The sequence below is a fragment of the Sphaerisporangium sp. NPDC004334 genome, from assembly GCF_053602655.1.
Genome location: NZ_JBSGDZ010000013.1, coordinates 182174 through 201501, shown reverse-complemented (window position 1 = coordinate 201501; position 19328 = coordinate 182174). Strand labels below are relative to the sequence as shown.

The 19328-nt window shown below is 74.0% G+C and carries 14 protein-coding genes and 1 riboswitch; of the genes, 8 read left to right on the top strand and 6 right to left on the bottom strand.

The features are described from left to right. Window positions 1–105: 105 nt before the first annotated feature. Complete coding sequence (locus tag ACWEN6_RS18860) at window positions 106–1239, top strand: lytic polysaccharide monooxygenase (RefSeq protein ID WP_452571346.1); 1134 nt, start codon at window positions 106–108, stop codon at window positions 1237–1239. A gap of 234 nt (window positions 1240–1473) precedes the next feature. Continuing rightward, window positions 1474–3771: a sialidase family protein gene (locus ACWEN6_RS18855; protein ID WP_452571345.1), complete on the top strand. Its 2298-nt coding sequence runs from the start codon at window positions 1474–1476 to the stop codon at window positions 3769–3771. A 110-nt stretch (window positions 3772–3881) separates the two neighbouring features. Here the strand turns inward: ACWEN6_RS18855 and ACWEN6_RS18850 are convergent, their stop codons facing one another. Next, a complete protein-coding gene (locus tag ACWEN6_RS18850) occupies window positions 3882–4472 on the bottom strand; it encodes a hypothetical protein (RefSeq protein ID WP_354919989.1) in 591 nt (196 codons plus the stop codon). A 122-nt stretch (window positions 4473–4594) separates the two neighbouring features. Between ACWEN6_RS18850 and ACWEN6_RS18845 the strand changes: the two genes are divergently transcribed. Further along, window positions 4595–5167: a TetR/AcrR family transcriptional regulator gene (locus ACWEN6_RS18845; protein ID WP_452571344.1), complete on the top strand. Its 573-nt coding sequence runs from the start codon at window positions 4595–4597 to the stop codon at window positions 5165–5167. Between the two features lie 146 nt (window positions 5168–5313). On the opposite strand, the gene ACWEN6_RS18840 is transcribed toward ACWEN6_RS18845, so the two are convergent. Then, entirely contained in the window at window positions 5314–6540 is a 1227-nt protein-coding gene (locus tag ACWEN6_RS18840) for an esterase-like activity of phytase family protein (RefSeq protein ID WP_452571343.1), read from the bottom strand. A 238-nt stretch (window positions 6541–6778) separates the two neighbouring features. Between ACWEN6_RS18840 and ACWEN6_RS18835 the strand changes: the two genes are divergently transcribed. From ACWEN6_RS18835 to ACWEN6_RS18820, 4 genes are all read left to right on the top strand, one after another. Then, window positions 6779–7186, top strand: a complete 408-nt coding sequence (locus ACWEN6_RS18835) for a hypothetical protein (RefSeq protein ID WP_452571342.1) — start codon at window positions 6779–6781, stop codon at window positions 7184–7186. A gap of 81 nt (window positions 7187–7267) precedes the next feature. Then, window positions 7268–7852: a carbonic anhydrase gene (locus tag ACWEN6_RS18830; protein WP_452571341.1), complete on the top strand. Its 585-nt coding sequence runs from the start codon at window positions 7268–7270 to the stop codon at window positions 7850–7852. A gap of 163 nt (window positions 7853–8015) precedes the next feature. Further along, window positions 8016–8420, top strand: a complete 405-nt coding sequence (locus ACWEN6_RS18825) for an ArsR/SmtB family transcription factor (protein ID WP_452571340.1) — start codon at window positions 8016–8018, stop codon at window positions 8418–8420. Beyond that, a complete protein-coding gene (locus tag ACWEN6_RS18820; protein WP_452571339.1) occupies window positions 8413–9399 on the top strand; it encodes a cation diffusion facilitator family transporter in 987 nt (328 codons plus the stop codon). The genes ACWEN6_RS18825 and ACWEN6_RS18820 overlap by 8 nt, the downstream gene beginning before the upstream one ends. Window positions 9400–9470: 71 nt before the next feature. On the opposite strand, the gene ACWEN6_RS18815 is transcribed toward ACWEN6_RS18820, so the two are convergent. The 3 genes from ACWEN6_RS18815 to cobN form a co-directional block, all read right to left on the bottom strand. Beyond that, window positions 9471–10046, bottom strand: a complete 576-nt coding sequence (locus tag ACWEN6_RS18815; RefSeq protein WP_452571338.1) for a nucleotidyltransferase domain-containing protein — start codon at window positions 10044–10046, stop codon at window positions 9471–9473. Between the two features lie 117 nt (window positions 10047–10163). After that, complete coding sequence (locus ACWEN6_RS18810) at window positions 10164–11996, bottom strand: glycoside hydrolase family 15 protein (RefSeq protein WP_452571337.1); 1833 nt, start codon at window positions 11994–11996, stop codon at window positions 10164–10166. 72 nt (window positions 11997–12068) lie between these two features. Then, window positions 12069–15956, bottom strand: coding sequence for a cobaltochelatase subunit CobN (gene cobN / locus ACWEN6_RS18805; RefSeq protein WP_452571336.1), 3888 nt, complete (start codon window positions 15954–15956; stop codon window positions 12069–12071). 55 nt (window positions 15957–16011) lie between these two features. Further along, a riboswitch (cobalamin riboswitch) is annotated at window positions 16012–16137 on the bottom strand. Between the two features lie 86 nt (window positions 16138–16223). Here cobN and cobG point away from each other — a divergent pair. Beyond that, window positions 16224–17729: a precorrin-3B synthase gene (cobG, locus tag ACWEN6_RS18800; protein ID WP_452571335.1), complete on the top strand. Its 1506-nt coding sequence runs from the start codon at window positions 16224–16226 to the stop codon at window positions 17727–17729. A 277-nt stretch (window positions 17730–18006) separates the two neighbouring features. On the opposite strand, the gene ACWEN6_RS18795 is transcribed toward cobG, so the two are convergent. After that, entirely contained in the window at window positions 18007–19227 is a 1221-nt protein-coding gene (locus tag ACWEN6_RS18795) for a cobalt-precorrin-5B (C(1))-methyltransferase (RefSeq protein ID WP_452571334.1), read from the bottom strand. Window positions 19228–19328: the final 101 nt, after the last annotated feature.

The window sequence follows — 19328 nt, the reverse complement described above, 5'->3', positions numbered from 1 at the left end:
GACGTGCATAGCGTCCGTGCCTGCTCGAGCGTGCCGGACGCGCTGCCGCGATGGACGTCCCGGCTGCGCCGAGGACCTACGTCGTAACCCCTCGAAAGGTGTTTCATGAGAAAGCGACGTAAGATCTCGATCGCCGGCGCCGCCGCCGCGATCGCGACCCTCATGTTGGTCGCATTGCTACCCGGGTCGGCATCGGCCCACGGCGCGATGATGATCCCCGGCAGCCGCACCTACCTCTGCTGGAAGGACAGCGTCGGCACCACCGGCGCCGTCACCCCGCACAACCCCGCCTGCGCCGCCGCGATAGCCCAGAGCGGCACCAACTCGATCTACAACTGGTTCGCCGTGCTGCGCTCGGACGGCGGGGGCCGCACCTCCGGCTTCATCCCGGACGGCAAGCTGTGCAGCGGCGGCGCCGTCGTGTACAACTTCAGCGGCTTCGACCTGGCCCGCAACGACTGGCCGGTGACCCACCTGACCTCCGGGGCGAACATCCAGTTCCGGTACAACAAGTGGGCCGCGCACCCCGGGTCGTTCCGCACCTACATCACCAAGGACAGCTGGAGCCCCACCCGCGCGCTCGCCTGGAGCGACCTGGAGAGCACCCCGTTCTACACCGCCCAGGACCCGCCGAGCGTCGGCAGCCCGGGTAACGCCGACTCCTACTATTACTGGAACGCGACGCTCCCGTCCGGCAAGAGCGGCCGGCACATCATCTACTCGGTGTGGCAGCGGTCCGACAGCCAGGAGACCTTCTACAACTGCTCCGACGTCGTCTTCGACGGCGGCAACGGCCAGGTGACCGGCGTCGGCGAGGGCGGCGGCGGCGACCCGACCCCGACCCCGACTCCCACCCCGACCGGCAACCAGACGCCGACGCCGACCCCCACGCCGAAGCCCACCCCGACCCCGACGCCGACGCCGACGCCGACCAGCGGGCCCGGCGGCTGCGCCGCGAGCTTCCACACCACCAGCACCTGGAACGGCGGCTACCAGGCCGAGGTGACCGTGCGCAACTCCGGCTCCAGCGCGATCAACGGCTGGACGGTCAACTGGGCGCTGCAGAGCGGCACGACCATCAACAGCCTGTGGAGCGGCACCTACACCGTGAGCGGGTCGAACATCACGGTGAAGAACGCCAACTACAACGGCAGCCTCGGAGCCAGCGCCTCCACGACCTTCGGATACGTGGCGCAAGGTACACCGGGCAGCCCGACGCTGACCTGCACCAGCACGTAACCGGACACCTCGGCGGCGATCGAGGGTAACGGCGACTGCCCTGGGCGGCGGCGCGCACCGGCCGGAAGGCCGGCGGCGCGGCGCCGCCCATTCGCCGTACAGGCTCCCCTGTCCGGGCGGCCAGGCGTACGCGGATCACCGGGCGCCGGGCCGCCGCGGCGCCCGGGATGAACACCGGGTGAAGGGACGGAGGATCGGCTGCGCGCGCGGGCCCCGCTCGTGTTCGCTTCGACCATGAGCCCCACCCCGGACCGCGTCCGCACCTGGCCGCAGGCCGACGTCGTCGGAGCCGCCGTCGGCACCCCCGTGACCGTCTACCGCACGGTCGAGCTGGACGCGCGGGGAGAGCTGGCGCACGAGGGCAACCGCGTGCCGGACATCGCCGCGCTCGACGCGCGCCGGCTGGTGGTGGGCTGGCGTGCCGGGGCGCGCGACGACCGCGACCCCGCGCCGACCGACCAGGGGTCGATCATGTGCGCCACCTCCGCCGACGGAGGCGCCACCTGGACGACCCGCACGCTGGCCCCGGCGACCGCGACGCACCGCTACCACTACGTGATCTTCCTGAACGACGGCGGCACGCTGTACGCCTTCCTCGGCCGGATCACCGTCTCCGCCGACCGCGACGGCGCGGGCGAGGTGGACGGCTTCCCGGTGGCGATGGTGGCCAGGCGCAGCACCGACGCCGGGCGCACCTGGACCGACTTCCCGGTCACCGTGAACGTCCCGGCCAACAGCAGGGGCGTGGTCGTCGCCGGCAAGCCGCTGAAGCACGAAGGGGTCTGGCTGCTCCCCTACTGGCAGGCCTCCGGCGGCACCACCAAGGCGGGGGTGCTCCGCTCGTCGGACCTGTCCACCTGGACGCCCGGAGCCCTGGCCGCCAACCCGCCCGGCGTGTCGATCGAGGAACCGCAGCTCGCCGTCTCGCAGGACGACCCCGGCACGCTGGTGCTGGTGGCCCGCACCCTCGACCTCACCGGGGGCGCCTCCGCCGCCGCCCGCGACGCCTACTACCGCACCCACGCCGCCCACGCCGCGACGGCGGCCAGCACCGACGGCGGCCTGACCTGGTCGGCCATGCGACTGGACCCGGCGCTGCCGAACTACTACGTCAAGGGCCTGTTCACCAAGGACTCCGGCGGGCGGTATCTGACGATCTACAACACCCTCGCCGGGCCGTTCACCGGCTCGGGCGCGAGCAAGCCCGACCAGTACCGCGAGGTCCTGTGCTACAAGGTCAAGCGGCCGGGCGCCCCGTGGGGTCCGGGCCGGCTGTTCGCCGACGGCGCGCGGCTGACCGAGGGCGCGGCCCGCGGCTGGGACGTGTACGCGAGCGCCGACGAATACGCGCCCGGCCGGTTCTTCGTGGTCTGGGAGCACAACCAGACCGCCATCAAGGTCGCCGAACTGGACCTCTCCCGGTCGTTCACCGGGATCGGCGGCGGGTGGGGCGATCTGTCGGCGTGGACGGTGACGGCCGGCGACGGCACGGTGGAGGTCGACGCCTCGGGCCGGCTGCGCCTCACCGACGCCACCCCGGGGAGCCCGCCCGGCTTCTCCGGGGTCACCCAGCGCAACGGCCCGTCCGGCGGGTTCGTCGTCACCCTCGGGGCCAGGGTGGCCGCCCACTCCCGGCTGGATCCGGGCACCGGGGCGGGCGCCGGCCTGGCGCTGAAGGTCGCCACCGGCGCCATGCGGCTCATGCTGGCGCTCCAGCCGGACGGCGTGTACTCCTTCGTCCAGGGCAGGGGCGGGTGGACCCGGGTGCACCCCGCGCCCGGCGACACGGCGACCGCCCATGTGTGGCGGGTGGCCGTCGGCGCGCACGGCGCCGCGACGCTCATGCTCGACGGCGCCGAGACCGGGGCCTCGTGGGTCGTCGCCGCCTCCGGCGAGGCGCCGCAGGTGGCGCTGTGGTGCTCGGGAACGGTCGCCGCCCCCGCCGAGGCCGTGGTGGACCTGCTGGAGGTGGTCGACGACGTCGCCGGCAGCACCTGGGACGCCTTCGGCGACTGGACGCTCGACGGGGCGGGCGGCACTGCCCTGCTGTCCGGAGGCGACCTGCTGCTCCGCAGCGCCTCCCGCCGGGCCTCCAGCGCCTCGCTCGGCCTGGACGTCACGCGCGGCTGCGACTTCACCCTGGAGTTCCGCGGGCGGGTGGAGGACGACAGCGCCCTGAACCCGGCCACCGGCGACGGCGTCAGCCTGGGCGCCAAGGTCGCCAACGGGCAGCGCCGGCTGATGCTGGCCGTCCAGAAGAGCGGGGTGTGGACGATGCGCAAGGGGTCGGCGGTGTGGGAGAAGGTCTACTCCTCGGCCACCGCGGCGGCCCCCTCCACGTGGCGGGTGACGGTGGACAGCGCGGGGGTGGCGCGGCTGTGGCGCGACGGCGCCGACACCGGGGCGACCTGGGTCGTGCAGGACAGCCGGGATAGCCCGCAGGTGGCGCACTGGGTGACCGGCACGGCGGGCGGCAACGCCGCGGCGGCCCGCGTCGAGTGGACCCGCGTCACCGCCACTCCGCCCGCCTGAGCGCCTCGGCCGCGCCGTACGGGCAAGACCGCTCCGGCCTGAGCGTCCCCCGCGCCGTTCGGGGAAGACCGCCTGAGCGTCCCAGCCACGCCGTTCGGGGTACACCGCGGTCAGCGACCGGCGGTCTCGGCGGTGGCCGGGACGCGGGTGCTCTTCGCGGTGCGCCGCAGACGCAGGGCGGAGATGAGGAAGAAGACGCCGCCGACGGTCGCGTACCCGGCGAGGTTGGTCAGCGATGCGGCCGGCGTGCCGGCCTGGAGGACGAACGCCGTCCCGGCGACCGCGGAGAGCCCTCCGCTGAAGATCATCGCCCATTGGCCGCCGAGCCGGCGGCGGCTGACGGCCACGATGAGCTGCACGATTCCGGCGGTGATCGCCCAGGCGCCCCAGACGCGCAGCGCCGCGGGCACGCCCGAGGCGGCCGTGGCGGCCAGGCCGACGGCGGCGAGCAGGCTGAGGGCCAGGTTGACGTACAGGGCCGCGGCGGGGCGCGCGGTCCGCGAGGAGCGCAGGTCGACGACGGCCGCGGCGACGTCGAACAGCGGGTAGATCACGAGCAGTGCCACGCGCACCGGGCCGGGAGTGGCCCCGGTCAGGAACAGCAGGACCGCCCAGATGACGGCGAACGCGAAGCGCACCAGGTACAGGTTCCGCAACGCCACGGCGGTGCGACCGGCGTTCAGATCAGCGACGGTGGTCATTGTCTGCCTCTTCTCGGCGGGGATGTAGGTAGAATGACTAGTAACTCTACCGAGCCTGACAGTAGCCCCGCGAGGAAGTCGGGCGCAAGGGGTGAACAGGAGGGACGCGTATGATCTCGAGCATGAGCAGCCCCATGCGTGAGCGCGTCCTTGAGGCGGCGACCGAGCTGTTCTACGCGCAGGGGCTGCGTGCGGTGAGCGTCGACAAGGTCATCGACCTCGCCGGTACGACGAAGGTGACGTTCTACCGCCACTTCAAGAGCAAGGACGAGCTCGTCCTCGCCTACCTCGAACGCCGCGCCGCGCTCGAGCGGGACGGCATCGGCGCGGCGATCAAGCAGGGCGACGGCGACGTCGACGCCACCCTGCGGGTGATCTCCGAGGCGGTCGGGGCCATCGCCTGCGCACCCGGCTTCCGCGGCTGTCCCTTCATCAACGCCGCGGCCGAGTACCCCGACCCCGGCAGCCGAGTCCGCAAGGCCGTCGACGCGCATCGCCAGTGGAACAAGACGACCTTCGAGCAGCTCATCGCCCCGCTCGGCATCAGCAATTCCGGCGAGGTCGCCGACGACCTGATGCTGATCCGCGACGGCGCCATGGTCGCCGGATACCTCGACCGGCCGGCGACCGTCGCCGCCTCGTTCCTGCGCGGAAGCCGGGCCGTCATCGGCGCCGGCCGCCTGACCCCGAGATGAGGCCGCCGCCTTCGACCGTGCCGGTGGCCTGACGAAGCCGCCGCGCCCCGGCGACCGGACGGTCGCCGGGGCGCGGCGTGCCACCTGCCCGCGTCGGGGTGGCGGAGTTCGGCGATGCCGGCCGGGTGGTGCCGGCCGGCGCCGGATCAGTAGCGGCGGTAGGCGCGCGGGTCGGCGTCCAAGGGACGCGACAGCCGCACGGTGATGAACTCGTCGTTGTCCGGCTTGCCGGGGGTGCGGCCCGCGGAGAACGGGAAGTTGTTGTCGTTCAGCAGGGCGATGGTCGAGTCGTCGAGGATCACGACGTCCTCGATCGTCTGGAACGGGAACCTGAACGTCGCGCCGAAGCCGCCCAGGCCCTTGGGGTTGGCCAGGTCCAGCAGATCGGCCACCTGCGTCTTGTCCACGGCGCCGTCCTTGTCGCGGTCGCGCGTGTCGGCCAGGTAGACGCGCTTGAGCTTGGCGGCGTCGCCCTGCTCGTTGTCGCGCTCGATGATCAGGAACCGGTCGCGGTCCACCGAGACCATGTCGCCGATGGAGTTGCCCGGCGCCTCGAGCTTGTAGGTCCAGCGGCGACCGGTGTAGGCGCGGTCGCGCAGGTCGAACTCGTTGATGCGCAGGCTGCCCGCGGGGTCGCCGGCGACGGTGCCCTCCAGCATCGGGTACAGGTGGCGGCCGTCGAGCCCGCTCGCCATGCCCTCGAAGCCCTTGCTGCCGCCCAGGTTCGGCGTGCCGCCGTTGAGGTAGGGGTTCTCGGGCGCCTGGACGCCGGGCAGCGCGACCGGCTTGTCCAGCAGCGCGCCCGTGGCCGAGAAGTGCAGCAGCCACGGCCCGAACTCGTCGCCGATCCAGTAGGTGCCGTCGGGCCGGCGGACGATCGACTCGACGTCGAAGTCGGCGCCGGTGAGCCTGCGGTCGGCGCGGGTCAGCGGGAAGGGCACGCGCTTGAACGGGTCGCTCAGGTCCACCCCGCCCACGGCCGTGACCACGCCGGAGCGCAGGTCGGGCTTGACGCGCTGGATGCGCAGCAGGAAGTCGCCGCTGTTGGCCTTGTTGCCGTAGCCGTTGTCGGACAGCACGTCATAGCTGCCGTCGCGGCGGCGGACGACGCCGCTGAAGCCCTGCACGGGCTGGCCCGGGAACGGCGGGGTGACGCCGTTGATCGGATCCGTGCCGAGCTGGGCGCCCGACGGCTCGCTGCCCGGCACGTAGGTCTGCGCGGGAAGGGAGGCCCATCCGGTGAGCGTCGCCCGGCCGTACCCGCCGTCGTGGGATGGGTGGCCGCCGTGGCCGTCGTGCCCGTCGGCGAGGGCGGGGGCGGAAAGGCTCAGCGCCACCGCGACGGCGCCCAACCCGATCATGGTTTTTCTCATGGCCGTCACGTTAGGGATGCCCGATTAATCGCGGCACAACACCGGATGACCCGCGGGTGCCCAGGCCGTGAGCGGGGCGGCGCCGGGGCGCGAACCCCGGCGGTGGAGGCGCCGCGCGTCATAGATCTCCCATCTCCATGGCGTGACCAGCACCTTTGCCAAACTCCCCATGTACTGGACAGCACACCTCGACTACTATCGGTAATCGACTGCATGCTACAGGTAGTGGGGCGATGCGTTGACGGAGCGACGATCGGCGGTGCGGGCGGCCGTTCACCTCTTGCTTGCCACGGCCACCGTCATCCTGCTCGTCACCGGCGTCGGCTCCCACGAGAGCCCGCCCGCCCTGCCCGCGATCACGGTGACCCCGGTCGTGGCGCCGGCCGCGGAGACGCGCGCCGAGGCCGCTCCCATGCCGGGCCCCGAGGACGCCGACCACGACGGGTGTCCCCGACCGTGGGAGAACCCCTGCGCCGCCGGCTGGGTCAAGCCTCCCCTCCCGCCGTCCCGTCACGGCGGGCATCCCTCGCAGCGGCCGAAGGCCGTCACCGAGACGGCGTTTCGGGCGGGCGTTCCCGCAGCGGGAGCCTCCGCCCTGCGATGGACGCGGCCCTCGGGGCCGCGGCTGCCCGTCTTCCGTTGCTGATCACCGGTCGCCGGTGCCGGGCCGCGCGCCGCGCGCCCGGCCGACGCTCCATGCCCTCATCAGCACGAAGGAGTCACACCCATGCAATCGTTGATCGACCATGCCCGCACGTTCCACCAGAAGGTCAGCGGCGGCCGAGAACAGGCGGCCGGCCCGGGCGACGGGGTCTCGCCGCAGGCCATGTTCGTCACCTGCTCCGACGCGCAGGTCATCCCGTCCCTGATCACCGGCGCCCGCCCCGGCGAGCTGTTCGAGCTGCGCACGGCGGGCAACGTCATCCCGCCCTACCGTCTGGGCCGGCTCACGGCCGAGGCCGCCACCATCGAGTACGCCGTGAACATCCTCGGCGTCCAGGACGTCATCGTGTGCGGGCACACCTGCTGCGGCGCCGTCCAGGGCCGGGTGCGTTCCTGGACGCTGCGGTCGGCGCCGACCACGCGGTGGTGGCTGCTGCAGACCCACCGCTGGCGGGACGCCCCCGTGCTCGCCGACGAGGACGCCGCGCGGGCCCACCTGATCGCACAGCTCGACAAGCTGCGCCGCTACCCCCGGGTGGCCCGGCGGGTGGCCGCCGGGCGCCTGCGCCTGCACGGCTGGTTCTACGAGGTCCAGACCGGCGTGGTGTCGAACTACCGGCCCGACACCGGCGCCTTCACCCCCCTTTGAGCCCCTGCGCCACCAGGCGCCCCGTGACCGGTTCAGGCCGGGCACGTCCATGACGGGCCGGTGGGCGGGAGTCCGTCCGATCGCGGCCTCCGCCGCCCACCGGCTCCACCGGCGAGGTCCCGGGTGTCGACAGCGACCGGTCCCGCTTTCTACACTTCAATGTATGAAGGATCGTTCAAGTGTCGCCGTGATCGACCCGCACGGCTGCTCGGTGCCGATGGTCGACGCCGAACGGGTCTCCGCGGTGCGCCGATCCCTGCCCTCCGAGGAAACCATCGAGGACCTGGCCCAGGTGTTCGGCCTGCTCGCCGACCCGGGGCGGCTTCGCATGGTGGCGGCGCTGCTGGAGGGGGGCGAGATGTGCGTGTGCGACCTGGCCGCCGCCACCGGCCAGAGCATGTCCGGGGCCTCGCACGCCCTGCGGTTGCTGCGGATGCGGCGGGTGGTCAAGGTGCGCAGGTCGGGGCGCATGGCCTACTACCAGCTCGCCGACTCCCACGTGCGCATGCTGTTCGACCTGGCGATCGCCCACGCCGGGCACACCGAAGGAGGGCTGGGCGATGGGTGAGCGCGCCGGGCACGGCCATGGTCACGGGCACGGGCACGGGCACGGCGCGGTCGCCGCCGAGGCCGACCGCCGCTACCTCACGGGGGCGCTCGCGCTGATCGTCGGGTTCATGGCCGTCGAGGTGGTCATCGGCTTCCTCGCCCGCTCGCTGGCCCTGGTGTCGGACGCCGGGCACATGCTGACCGACGCCATCGCCATCGTGTTCGCGCTGGTGGCCATGCGCATCGCCCAGCGTCCCCCGCAGGGCGGGTTCACCTACGGGCTCAAGCGCGCCGAGATCATCTCAGCCCAGATCAACGGCATCACGCTGCTGCTGCTGAGCGCCTACTTCATCTACGAGGGCGTCGGCCGGCTCATCGCGCCGCCGGTCGTGCACGGGGCTTTCGTCGTCGCCACCGGCGTGGCCGGCATCGCCGTCAACCTCGCCGCGACGTGGTTGCTCAGCAAGGCGAACCGGACGAGCCTGAACGTCGAGGGCGCCTTCCAGCACATCCTCAGCGACCTTTACGCGTTCGTCGCCACCACGATCGCCGGACTGGTGATCTGGCTGACCGGCTGGAACCGCGCCGACGCGCTCGCCGCGCTCGTGGTGGCCGGCCTGATGCTCAAGGCCGGCTGGGGGCTGGTCCGCGACTCCGGCAGGGTCTTCATGGAGGCGGCCCCCGCCGGGATGAACCCGGCGGAGATCGGCAGGAAGGCCGCCGCGCTGGAGCACGTCGTGGAGGTGCACGACCTGCACATCTGGGAGGTCACCTCCGGGTACGCGGCGCTGTCGGCGCACATCCTGGTGGCCCCGGGCGCCGACTGTCACGCCGTGCGGGTGGCCGCCGAGCGCCTGGTCCGCGACGAGTACGACATCGGCCACACCACCCTGCAGGTCGACCACGCGACGCCCGAGCTGCTGACCATCGGCCAGGCCGAGGCGCACTGCGCCGACCCGCACGGCCCCGCCCACCGCAACGACCCCTCCGGCTCCTGACCTGGACGCCCTCCGGCCGTCCGGTCGGCCGCCCGGTCCGCCCTCCGCTCGGCCGCCCCGCCGTCCCGCGGTCAGCCGCCGTTCCGGGGCTCTCCGTCGAGCAGGCGGTCAGGCCACGGGTGGTCGCCGTACACCAGGCCGATGGTGCGGGCCAGCCAGCGCCGCTCGCCGCCGCCCAGCATCGGCAGGACCTCCGCGAAGTCCTGCTCGTCCTTGGCGCGGGGGCGTTTGGCCTTGTAGAACAGCTGGATCTCCGGGCGCAGGTAGGGGACGCCCTGCGGCGACACCAGCCCCAGCCGCTCCACGGGGCGGCGCACCCGGGAGTCGCGGCGCGACACCCACTCGGGGCCGTCGGACTCGTCCAGCATCACCTGGATGCGCCACGGCGCGTCGGCCCCGGGACGGCACCAGATGTCGTGCACCGTCGCGGGAAGGATCTCCTCCCGCTTCCAGGGGCGCAGCACTCCCGGGGGGTCGGCGCACCACCACTCCCAGGTGGGCAGGATCCGCTGGGCGGCGAGCTGGTCGTCGCGGAGCAGCAGGACGTCGATGTCCCCGTGCTCGCGGAAGCCGTATCCCACGGCGAGTTCTATGGCGTAGCCTCCGGCGATCCACCAGCGGCCGTCCGCGGCGGAGAAGAGGTTCACGACTTCAGACAACGGCGCGGGGTCCCATGTGCCCCACGGCGTCTCCCGGCGCATCATGCCCGTCATCTTCGCGTGCGCGGAGCGTCACCGTAGGACTCTTCGCGAACTCAGGGGCCCCTATCGGCAGGCAGGCTCGAAGTGGCCGCCGTGCTCGGTCTGGGACAGCGCCCAAGCGGCGTTGATCAGTCCGATGTGACTGAACGCCTGAGGAAAGTTGCCGAGGAACTCCCCGGTGCGCGGGCAGACCTCCTCGGCCATCAGCCCGACGTCGTTGACGAACATCCCCGCCCGCTCGAAGACGGCCCGCGCCTCCTCGTGCCGTCCGGCCAGCGCCTGGGCCTGCGCCAGCCAGAACGTGCACAGCAGGAACGCCCCCTCCTCCCCCGGCAGCCCGTCGTCCATCAGGTAGCGGTAGACCAGCCCGTGCTCGTCGACCAGCCGCTCGGCGATGGCGTCGATGGTGGCGAGCATCCGCGGATGGTCCGCCGGCACCAGCCCGATGATCGGCAGCATCAGCACCGAGGCGTCCAGGTCGGCGGAGCCGAAGGCCTGAGCGTAGGCGCCGGCCTCCCGGCTCCACCCCTCGCGCAGGATGGTGTCCCTGATCTCCTCGGCCGCCGCCCGCCACTCGCCGACGCGGTGCCGGGCCCCGAGGCGCCCGGCCAGCCTGATGGCGCGGTCGACCGCGACCCAGCACATCGCCTTGGAATGCAGGTAGTGCCGGCGCTCGCCCCGGATCTCCCAGATGCCGTGGTCGGGCTCGCGCCACTGCGCGATCGCCGCGTCGGCGAGCGCGGTCAGGAACGCGCGCACCGGCTGGTCGAAGTCCCCGAGCTGGCTGGACACGCAATGGACGGCGTCCAGCAGTTCCCCGTAGACGTCGACCTGCTGCTGCCGCCACGCGTCGTTGCCCACCCGGACCGGCCGGCTGCCGCGCCACCCGCCCAGATGCGGCAGCTCCCGCTCGGACAGGTCGTGCTCGCAGCCGACGCCGAAGACGATCTGCAACGCCCGGGCCGGCTCGTAGGTCGCGGCGGCGGTCGTCATGCAGGCGAGGAACTGGTCGGCCTCGTCCGGGCAGGCCGCGACCCACAGCGCGTTCATCGTGAAGCTCGCGTCCCGCACCCACGAGTAGCGGTAGTCCCAGTTGCGCTCCCCGCCGGGCGCCTCCGGCAGCGAGGTGGTCGGCGCCGCCACCACCGCGCCGGTGGGCTGGTAGGACAGCGCGTACAGCACCCTGCCGGAGTGCGCGACCAGCTCGCGGTACGGCCCGTCGTAGGCCTGGTGGGCCCGCGACCACTCCCGCCAGCGGGCCACGGTGTTCTCCATGCCCGCGGCGATCCGCTGGTCGTCCCACAGGTCGGGCGGCGGCTCCGACGCCATGCTCCAGTGCAGGGCGAAGCGCAGCGTCGTGCCCTCCTCCAGCGTCGCCGCGCCGGCGGCCTCCTCGGCCATGACCGAGTGCGGGATCGGCGTGGACAGCGCGACCTGGTCGGGCCCGCCCCGGGCGCGCACGCCACCGGGTACGGCCGTCAGCAGCGGCATGACCAGCCCGTACTCCGGCCTCGGCACGCAGCGGACCTCCAGCTCGACCGACCCGCGCGCGCACGTGGCGCACCGGGCCAGCACGTGCGGGGCGTCGGCGCCGAGCCGGTGGACGTCGGGGTCCTCGCCGACCAGGAGCGCGTCGGTGAGCACCAGGACGCCGGTGGCGGTCTCGAACGTCGTCTCCAGCACCATGGTCTGCGGCAGGTAACGGCGCGTCACCGCGTACGGGCCGGCCGGGCGGATCGACCACGACCCCGCCCGGTCGTCGAGCATCGCCGCGAACAGCGACGGGCTGTCGAACCGGGGCAGGCACAGCCAGTCCACCGATCCGCCCGTGCCGACCAGCGCGGCCGAGTGCCGGTCCGACAGCAGCGCGTATCCGGCGATGGGTGTCCTCGTCATGGTCGCCTCACACCGCCCCTCCCCGGTGGCCTCGCTTCTAGGCCCATACCCGCATCGGGGCGAGGCGAGCGATCAGCCGTCCTCCGCGCCGGCCTCGATGTCGCCCTCCACCTTCAGGTAGATCTCCTGCAGGGCGTTCAGCACCGCGGGGTCGGGGCGGGCCCACATGCCGCGGCCGGCGGCCTCCAGCAGGCGTTCGGCCATGCCGTGCAGCGCCCACGGGTTGGACTCGGCGAGGAAACGCCGGTTCTCCGGGTCCAGCACGTACGTCGCGGCCAGCGTGTCGTACATCCAGTCGGCCACCACGCCGGTCGTCGCGTCGTAGCCGAACAGGTAGTCGACGGTCGCGGCCAGCTCGAACGCGCCCTTGTAGCCGTGGCGCCGCATGGCCTCCACCCAGCGCGGGTTCACCACCCGGGCGCGGAAGACGCGCGCCGTCTCCTCCGCCAGGCTGCGGGTGCGCACCGCGTCCGGCCGCGTGCTGTCGCCGATGTAGGCCGCGGGGGCGCGGCCGGTCAGGGCCCGCACGGTGGCGACCATGCCGCCGTGGTACTGGAAGTAGTCGTCGGAGTCGGCGATGTCGTGCTCGCGGGTGTCGACGTTCTTGGCCGCCACGGCGATGCGCCGGTAGGCGGCCTCCATGTCGGTCCGGGCGGGCGTGCCGTCCAGGTCCCTGCCGTAGGCGAAGCCGCCCCACACCGCGTACACCTCCGCGAGGTCGGCGTCGTCGCGCCAGTCGCGGCTGTCGATCAGCGGCAGCAGCCCCGCCCCGTAGGCGCCCGGCCGCGAGCCGAACACGCGCATGGTGGCCCGCCGCTCGTCCCCGTGCGCGGCGAGGTCGGCCTGGGCGTGCGCCCGGACATAGTTCACCTCCTCGGGCTCCTCCAGCGCGGCGACCAGTCGCACCGCGTCGTCCAGCATGACCACGACGTGCGGGAAGGCGTCGCGGAAGAAGCCGCTGATGCGGACGGTGACGTCCACGCGGGGGCGTCCCAGCTCGTCGGGCGGGATCGGCGCGAGCCCGGTGACCCGGCGGGACGCCTCGTCCCACACCGGGCGGACGCCCAGCAGGGCGAGCACCTCGGCCACGTCGTCCCCGGCCGTCCGCATGGCGCTGGTGCCCCAGATCGACAGGCCCACCGAGCGGGGCCAGTCGCCGGTGTCGGCCCGGTAGCGGGCGAGCAGCGAGGCGGCCATCGCCTGGCCGGTCTCCCAGGCCAGCCGGCTCGGCACCGCCTTGGGGTCCACCGAGTAGAAGTTCCGGCCGGTCGGCAGCACGTTGACCAGCCCGCGCAGCGGTGAGCCGCTCGGCCCGGCCGGAACGTACCCGCCATCCAGGGCGTGCAGGACGGCGCCGATCTCGTTCCCCGTCCTGTCCAGCCGCGGCACGATCTCCGTGGCCGCGAACCCGAGGATCGACGCCACCATCGGCGGCACCGCCACCTGCCCGGCCTCCGGTCGTCCGGCGTCCTCCGGCTCCGCCGACGGTTCGGCCCGGGGGTCCTGGGGGACGTCGGCCGCCCCGTCCGCCGTGCCGGCGGTCGTCGCGGGCGCCGGACGGGCGGCGAAGACGGCGGCGCAGACCTCCGGGACGGCGGCCGGGTCCCAGTCGCGGGCCTCCATGCCCTCGACGAGCGCGGCGGCGATCTCCTCGGCCTCGTCGGTGTCCGTGCGCCCGGCGGTGCCGTCCTCGGCCAGGCCAAGCGCCTCGCGCAGGCCGGGCAGCGCCTCGTTGCCCGCCCACATCTGCCGGGCGCGCAGCATCGCCAGCACCAGGTCCACCCGGGCCCGTCCCCTGGGTGCCTGGCCCAGCACGTGCAGGCCGTCGCGGATCTGCACGTCCTTGACCTCGCACAGCCAGCCGTCCACGTGCAGCAGGAAGTCGTCGAACTCGGCGTCGTGCGGCCGGTCGGCGACGCCGAGGTCGTGGTCCAGCCGGGCGGCCTGGATGAGCGTCCAGATCTGCGCGCGGATCGCGGGCAGCTTGGCCGGGTCCATGGCGGCGATCGAGGCGTGCTCGTCCAGCAACTGCTCCAGCCGCGCCATGTCGCCGTAGGTGTCTGCCCGTGCCATCGGCGGCACCAGGTGGTCCACCAGGGTGGCGTGGGCGCGGCGCTTGGCCTGGGTGCCCTCCCCGGGGTCGTTCACCAGGAACGGGTAGATCAGCGGCAGGTCGCCGAGCGCGGCGTCCGGGCCGCAGGAGGCCGACATCCCGGCCGACTTGCCGGGCAGCCACTCCAGGTTGCCGTGCTTGCCGACGTGCACGACGGCGTGCGCGCCGAAGCCCTCCTCGTCCCGCAGCCAGCGGTAGGCGGCCAGGTAGTGGTGGCTCGGCGGCAGGTCCGGGTCGTGGTAGATCGCGATCGGGTTCTCGCCGAACCCGCGCGGCGGCTGGACCATCACCACGACGTTGCCCGCGCGCAGCGCCGCCAGCACGATCTCCCCGCCGGGGTCGCGGGAGCGGTCGACGAACAGCTCGCCGGGCGGCGGGCCCCAGTGCCGCTCGACGCGGGCGCGCAGGTCCCCGGGGAGCGTCGCGTACCAGGCGCGGTAGCGGGCGGCGGAGATCCGCACCGGGTTGCCGGCGAGCTGCTCCTCGGTGAGCCAGTCCTGGTCCTGGCCGCCGGCGGCGATCAACGCGTGGATCAGCGCGTCGCCGTCCAGGTCGGCCACGCCGGGAAGCCCGTCCTCGCCGTCGGGGCCGATGTCGTACCCGTCCGCGCGCAGAGCGGCCAGGAGGCGCACGACGCTGGCCGGGGTGTCCAGGCCGACCGCGTTGCCGACCCGGGCGTGCTTGGTCGGGTAGGCCGACAGCATCACGACGATCCGCCGCTCCTCGCGGGGCACGTGCCGCAGGACGGCGTGCCGCACGGCGATCCCGGCGACGCGGGCGGCGCGCTCGGGGTCGGCCACGTAGACCGTCAGCCCGTCCTGGTCGACCTCCTTGAAGGAGAACGGGACGGTGATGATCCGGCCGTCGAACTCGGGGATGGCCACCTGGGAGGCCGCGTCCAGCGGGGAAAGGCCCTCGTCGCTCTCCTCCCACGCCCGCCGGCCGCTCGTCAGGCACAGGCCCTGCAGGATCGGCACGTCGAGCCCGGCCAGCGCGCCCACGTCCCACGCCTCGTCGTCCCCGCCGGCCGAGGCGGTCGCCGGGCGCGTCCCTCCGGCGGCGAGCACGGTGACGACCAGCGCGTCCACCTCGCCGAGCACCTGGAGCAGCTCCGGCTCCGCCGTGCGCAGCGAGGCGCAGTAGACGGGCAGCGGGCGGCCTCCCGCGTCCTCGATGGCGTCGCACAGCGCGTGCACGAACCCGGTGTTCCCCGCGACGTGGTGGGCGCGGTAGTACAACACCCCCACCACCGGCCGCGTGCCGGTCCGTCCGTCCGCGATCGTGACCGGGGCGCTCTGGTTCCCGTTCGTGGCCGGGATACCGGCCGCCTCCCGCCTCCCCTCGACGGGAAGATCGGCCGTCACCTCCCCGCCTGTGCCTGCGTCCTGCCCCGCCGGAGGTTCGGGCTCCGGGCGTTCCAGGACGCCCCAGGCGGGGGTGGCCTCGGGCGGGGCGAAGCCGTGGCCGGTGAGCAGCACGGTGTCGGACAGGAAGCGGTGCAGCTCGGCCAGGTTCGCCGGACCGCCGTGCGCGAGGTAGGCGTGCGCCTCGGCGCACACTCCTCCGGGGACGGTGGACAGCTCCATCAGCTCGGCGTCGGGGGCCTGCTCGCCGCCGAGCACCACCACCGGGCGGGGGCCGGCGAGCAGGGCGTCCAGGCCCTCCTGCCAGACCCGCCGCCCGCCGAGCAGGCGGACGACGACCAGTTCCACGCCGTCCAGCAGCTCGGGGAGGCCGGCGGCGGTGAGCCGGGCGGGGTTGCCGAGCCGGTACGGCAGGCCGCACGCGCGGGCGCTGAGCAGGTCGGTGTCGGAGGTCGACAGCAGGAGCAGGGGGAGATGGCGCACGGCACATCCTCACTCGGGGTCCGCGCCCCGGGTCGTGGGTCCACACGGCGGCCTGGAGTCTCCTGGCTTCCGGATCGACGCATCACCCCGGCCTTCCCGCCCGTTGCCGGGCCGTGGCCTTGGTGGGGTTGACTCCCCGGTGACAGTGGCGGGACCGCGCCGGACTCACACCGGCTTCCTCCAGTACCGTCGCCCTCCATCAGATCATGTCGTCCGACTTATTGCGAGATGTCGTTATTGCGATCAGCCGGGGTTACCATCCTCACCGTGGCCGCCGCCGACTTCTCCGCCCCCGCGAGCGGGAACGAAACCACCCGCCCGCCTGGCCAGACTCCTCCCGGCGGCGCCGGCCCCTCGTCCCGGCCGGCCGGCGGCGCCGGTTCCCCGGCCCGGTCGCGGCCGGACGCATGCCCCGGGGCCCTGCAGACCCACACGGCGGCGGACGGCGCGGTCGCCCGCCTCCGGACGCCCGGCGGCCTGCTCACCCCCGACCGGCTGCGCGTCATCGCGGACGCCGCCACCACGTGGGGATCGGGCGTGATCGAGCTGACCTCCCGCGCGAACGTGCAGGTGCGCGGGCTCGGCGAGGCGGACGGCCAGGCGTTCGCGGACCGGATGGCCGCCGCCGGGCTGCTGCCCTCGGCCACCCACGAGCGGGTGCGCAACATCCTCGCCGGCCCGCTGTCCGGCCTCGACGGGCGCGGCCTCGCCGACGTCATCCCCCTCGTCCGCGCGCTGGACGACGCCGTGCTCGCCCGGCCCGCCCTCGCGGAGCTGCCGGGCCGTTTCCTGTTCGCCCTCGACGACGGCCGCCGCGACCTGCTCCCCCTCCACGCCGACCTCACCCTCCTCCCCACCCGGCCCTCCCCCGTGGCCCGCTACGCACGGGCCGGGAACGAACCCGGTCCGGGCGGGTCCGTAGAGGCTCGGGGCGCGGGGCACGGGGCGGGCATCGCCGGATGCGTGCTGCTGCTCGCCGGGCAGGACACCGGGCTACGGTTCCGCCTCGCCGACGCGGTGCCCGTGATGATCGCCGCCGCCGAGGCGTTCCTGGCCGAGCGGACCGCCCAGGGCACCGGCGCATGGCGCGTCGCCGAACTCACCGACGGCCCCGCCGCGATCACCGCCCGCCTCACCACCGGCACTCCCCAGGTCTTCCCCGCCATCCGCACCGGCCCGGACACCGCGACGACGGATACGGCCGGGCGTACGGACACCGGGAAATCTCCCGGGGTCGTCGCCATGACGGACGGGCGGGTGGCGCTGGTCGTCCTGGCCGCGCTGGGCCGGCTCACCGCCGCCCAGGCGCAAGCGGTGGCCGAGGCGGCCGACGCGGGAAGCGCGGAGGTCCGGCTGACCCCGTGGCGCACCCTCGTGATCCCCGGCATCGCGCCCGCCGAGGCCGCGGCGTGGACATCCCGCCTGGCGGCCGCCGGGCTGGTGACCGACGCGGCATCCCCATGGGCCGGAGTCACGGCCTGCACGGGCCTGCCGGGCTGCGCCAAATCGCTCGCCGACGTCCGGTCCGACGCGACCCGGGCCACCTCGCACCCGCACCCCGCCACCGGACCGGTCCTGACCGGACACCGGCCGCTCCCCGTGCACTGGGCGGGATGCGAGCGTCGCTGCGGACGCCCCGCCGGCCCGGCCGTACTGGTGACCGCCACTCCCGACGGCTACCACGTCGAGTCCCCAGGCACGTCCGGACACCACACCACCCTCCCGGCCACGGCCACCGCGGTCGCCGGAGCACGCACCGGCGACCATCGCTAGCACGTGACAGAGGGACGCCTGATGGGCTGTCCGCGAACGTTCACCGGCTCGGGCTCCGTAGCAGGCGCCGGCATCGCCGTACCACGATTCGCCGACCCGGCGCCGATCAGTGCAGCACGTGGCCGGGGGTGGAGAGCCGCGCCCGGCGAACGCATGTGGTCACCGCACCAGGTGCGGCCGGGGGTGGAGAGCCGCGCCCGGCGAACGCATGTGGTCACCGCACCAGGTGCGGCCCGGGGTGGAGAGCCGCGCCCGGCGAACGCATGTGGTCACCGCACTAGGTGCGGCCGACGATGGTGCCGGCTCTGTCGATGACGATGACGTCGACCTCCACCGGGGCGCCGCGCAGGACGTCCAGGGCGGTGGCGCGGGCGCGGACGGCGATCAGGTCGCCGAGGGGCACCCCCGCCTCCCGGCTGAGGGTGAGTGCCTGCAGGGCGGTGTTGGCGTCCCGCACCCCGGCCGCCAGCGCCTCGTCGCCGCCCGCGCCGAGCACCATCGCCGCCAGCGCCTCGGTGCTGACCTGCGAGCGGCCCGAGTGCAGGTCGAGATGCCCGTCGGCGAGCTTGGACAGCTTGCCGACGCCGCCGGCCACGGTGAGCCGGGGGACGGGGTGGCGGCGCAGGTACTTCAGGACGGCGCCCGCGAAGTCCCCCATGTCGAGCAGCGCGTCCTCCGGCAGGCCGTACAGCTCGGCGGCGACCCGCTCGGAGGTGCTGCCGGTGCACGCCGCCACGTGGCGGCGCCCGGCGGCGCGGGCGACGTCCACGCCCCGCCGGATGCTGTCGATCCACGCCGAGCACGAGTAGGGCACCACGACGCCCGTGGTGCCGAGGATGGACAAGCCGCCGAGGATGCCGAGCCGGGGGTTCCAGGTGCGGCGCGCCAGTTCCTCGCCGCCGTCCACGGAGATCTCGACGACCACGTCGCCGGCGGCTCCGTGCGCGGCGGCGACGCGCGCCACGTGGGCGCGCATCATCTCCCGGGGCACCGGATTGATGGCGGGCTCGCCCACCTCCAGTGGAAGGCCCGGCTTGGTCACGGTGCCGACGCCCGGCCCCGCGCGGAAGGTGACCCCGGTTCCGGGGGCGCCTCGCCGCACGGCGGCGCGGATCAGCGCGCCGTGCGTGACGTCCGGGTCGTCCCCCGCGTCCTTGACCACCCCGGCCCTGGCCTCCCGATACGGCCGGGCATCCTGACCCTCCGCGGTCCGTCGAGGCTCCGCCGTCCCATGTCGCCCCGCCGTCTTCCCAGGGCCGGCGGTCTCCTCCCGCCTGGCCGCCTCATCGTGCCGCGGAGGACGTCCGTCCTGCGGGGGTGTCACGTGAGCGGGGATGAGTTCCTCGGTGGCCAGCGCGAACGACGGGCGCTGCCCTCGGGGCAGGACGATCTCCACCGGGTCGGGAAACGTCCCGGTGAGCAGTGCGGTGTAGGCGGCAGTGGCCGCCGCCGTCGCGCACGCGCCGGTCGTCCACCCGTACCGCAGCCCAGTGCTCATGGGTCAAGAATGCACATCCCACGAGCGGGGCCGCCGCACAGGGCCGCCCTGGCCGGCTTCTCCCGGTTCGCCAGGGCACACGGCCGGATCCCGCCCGGTGA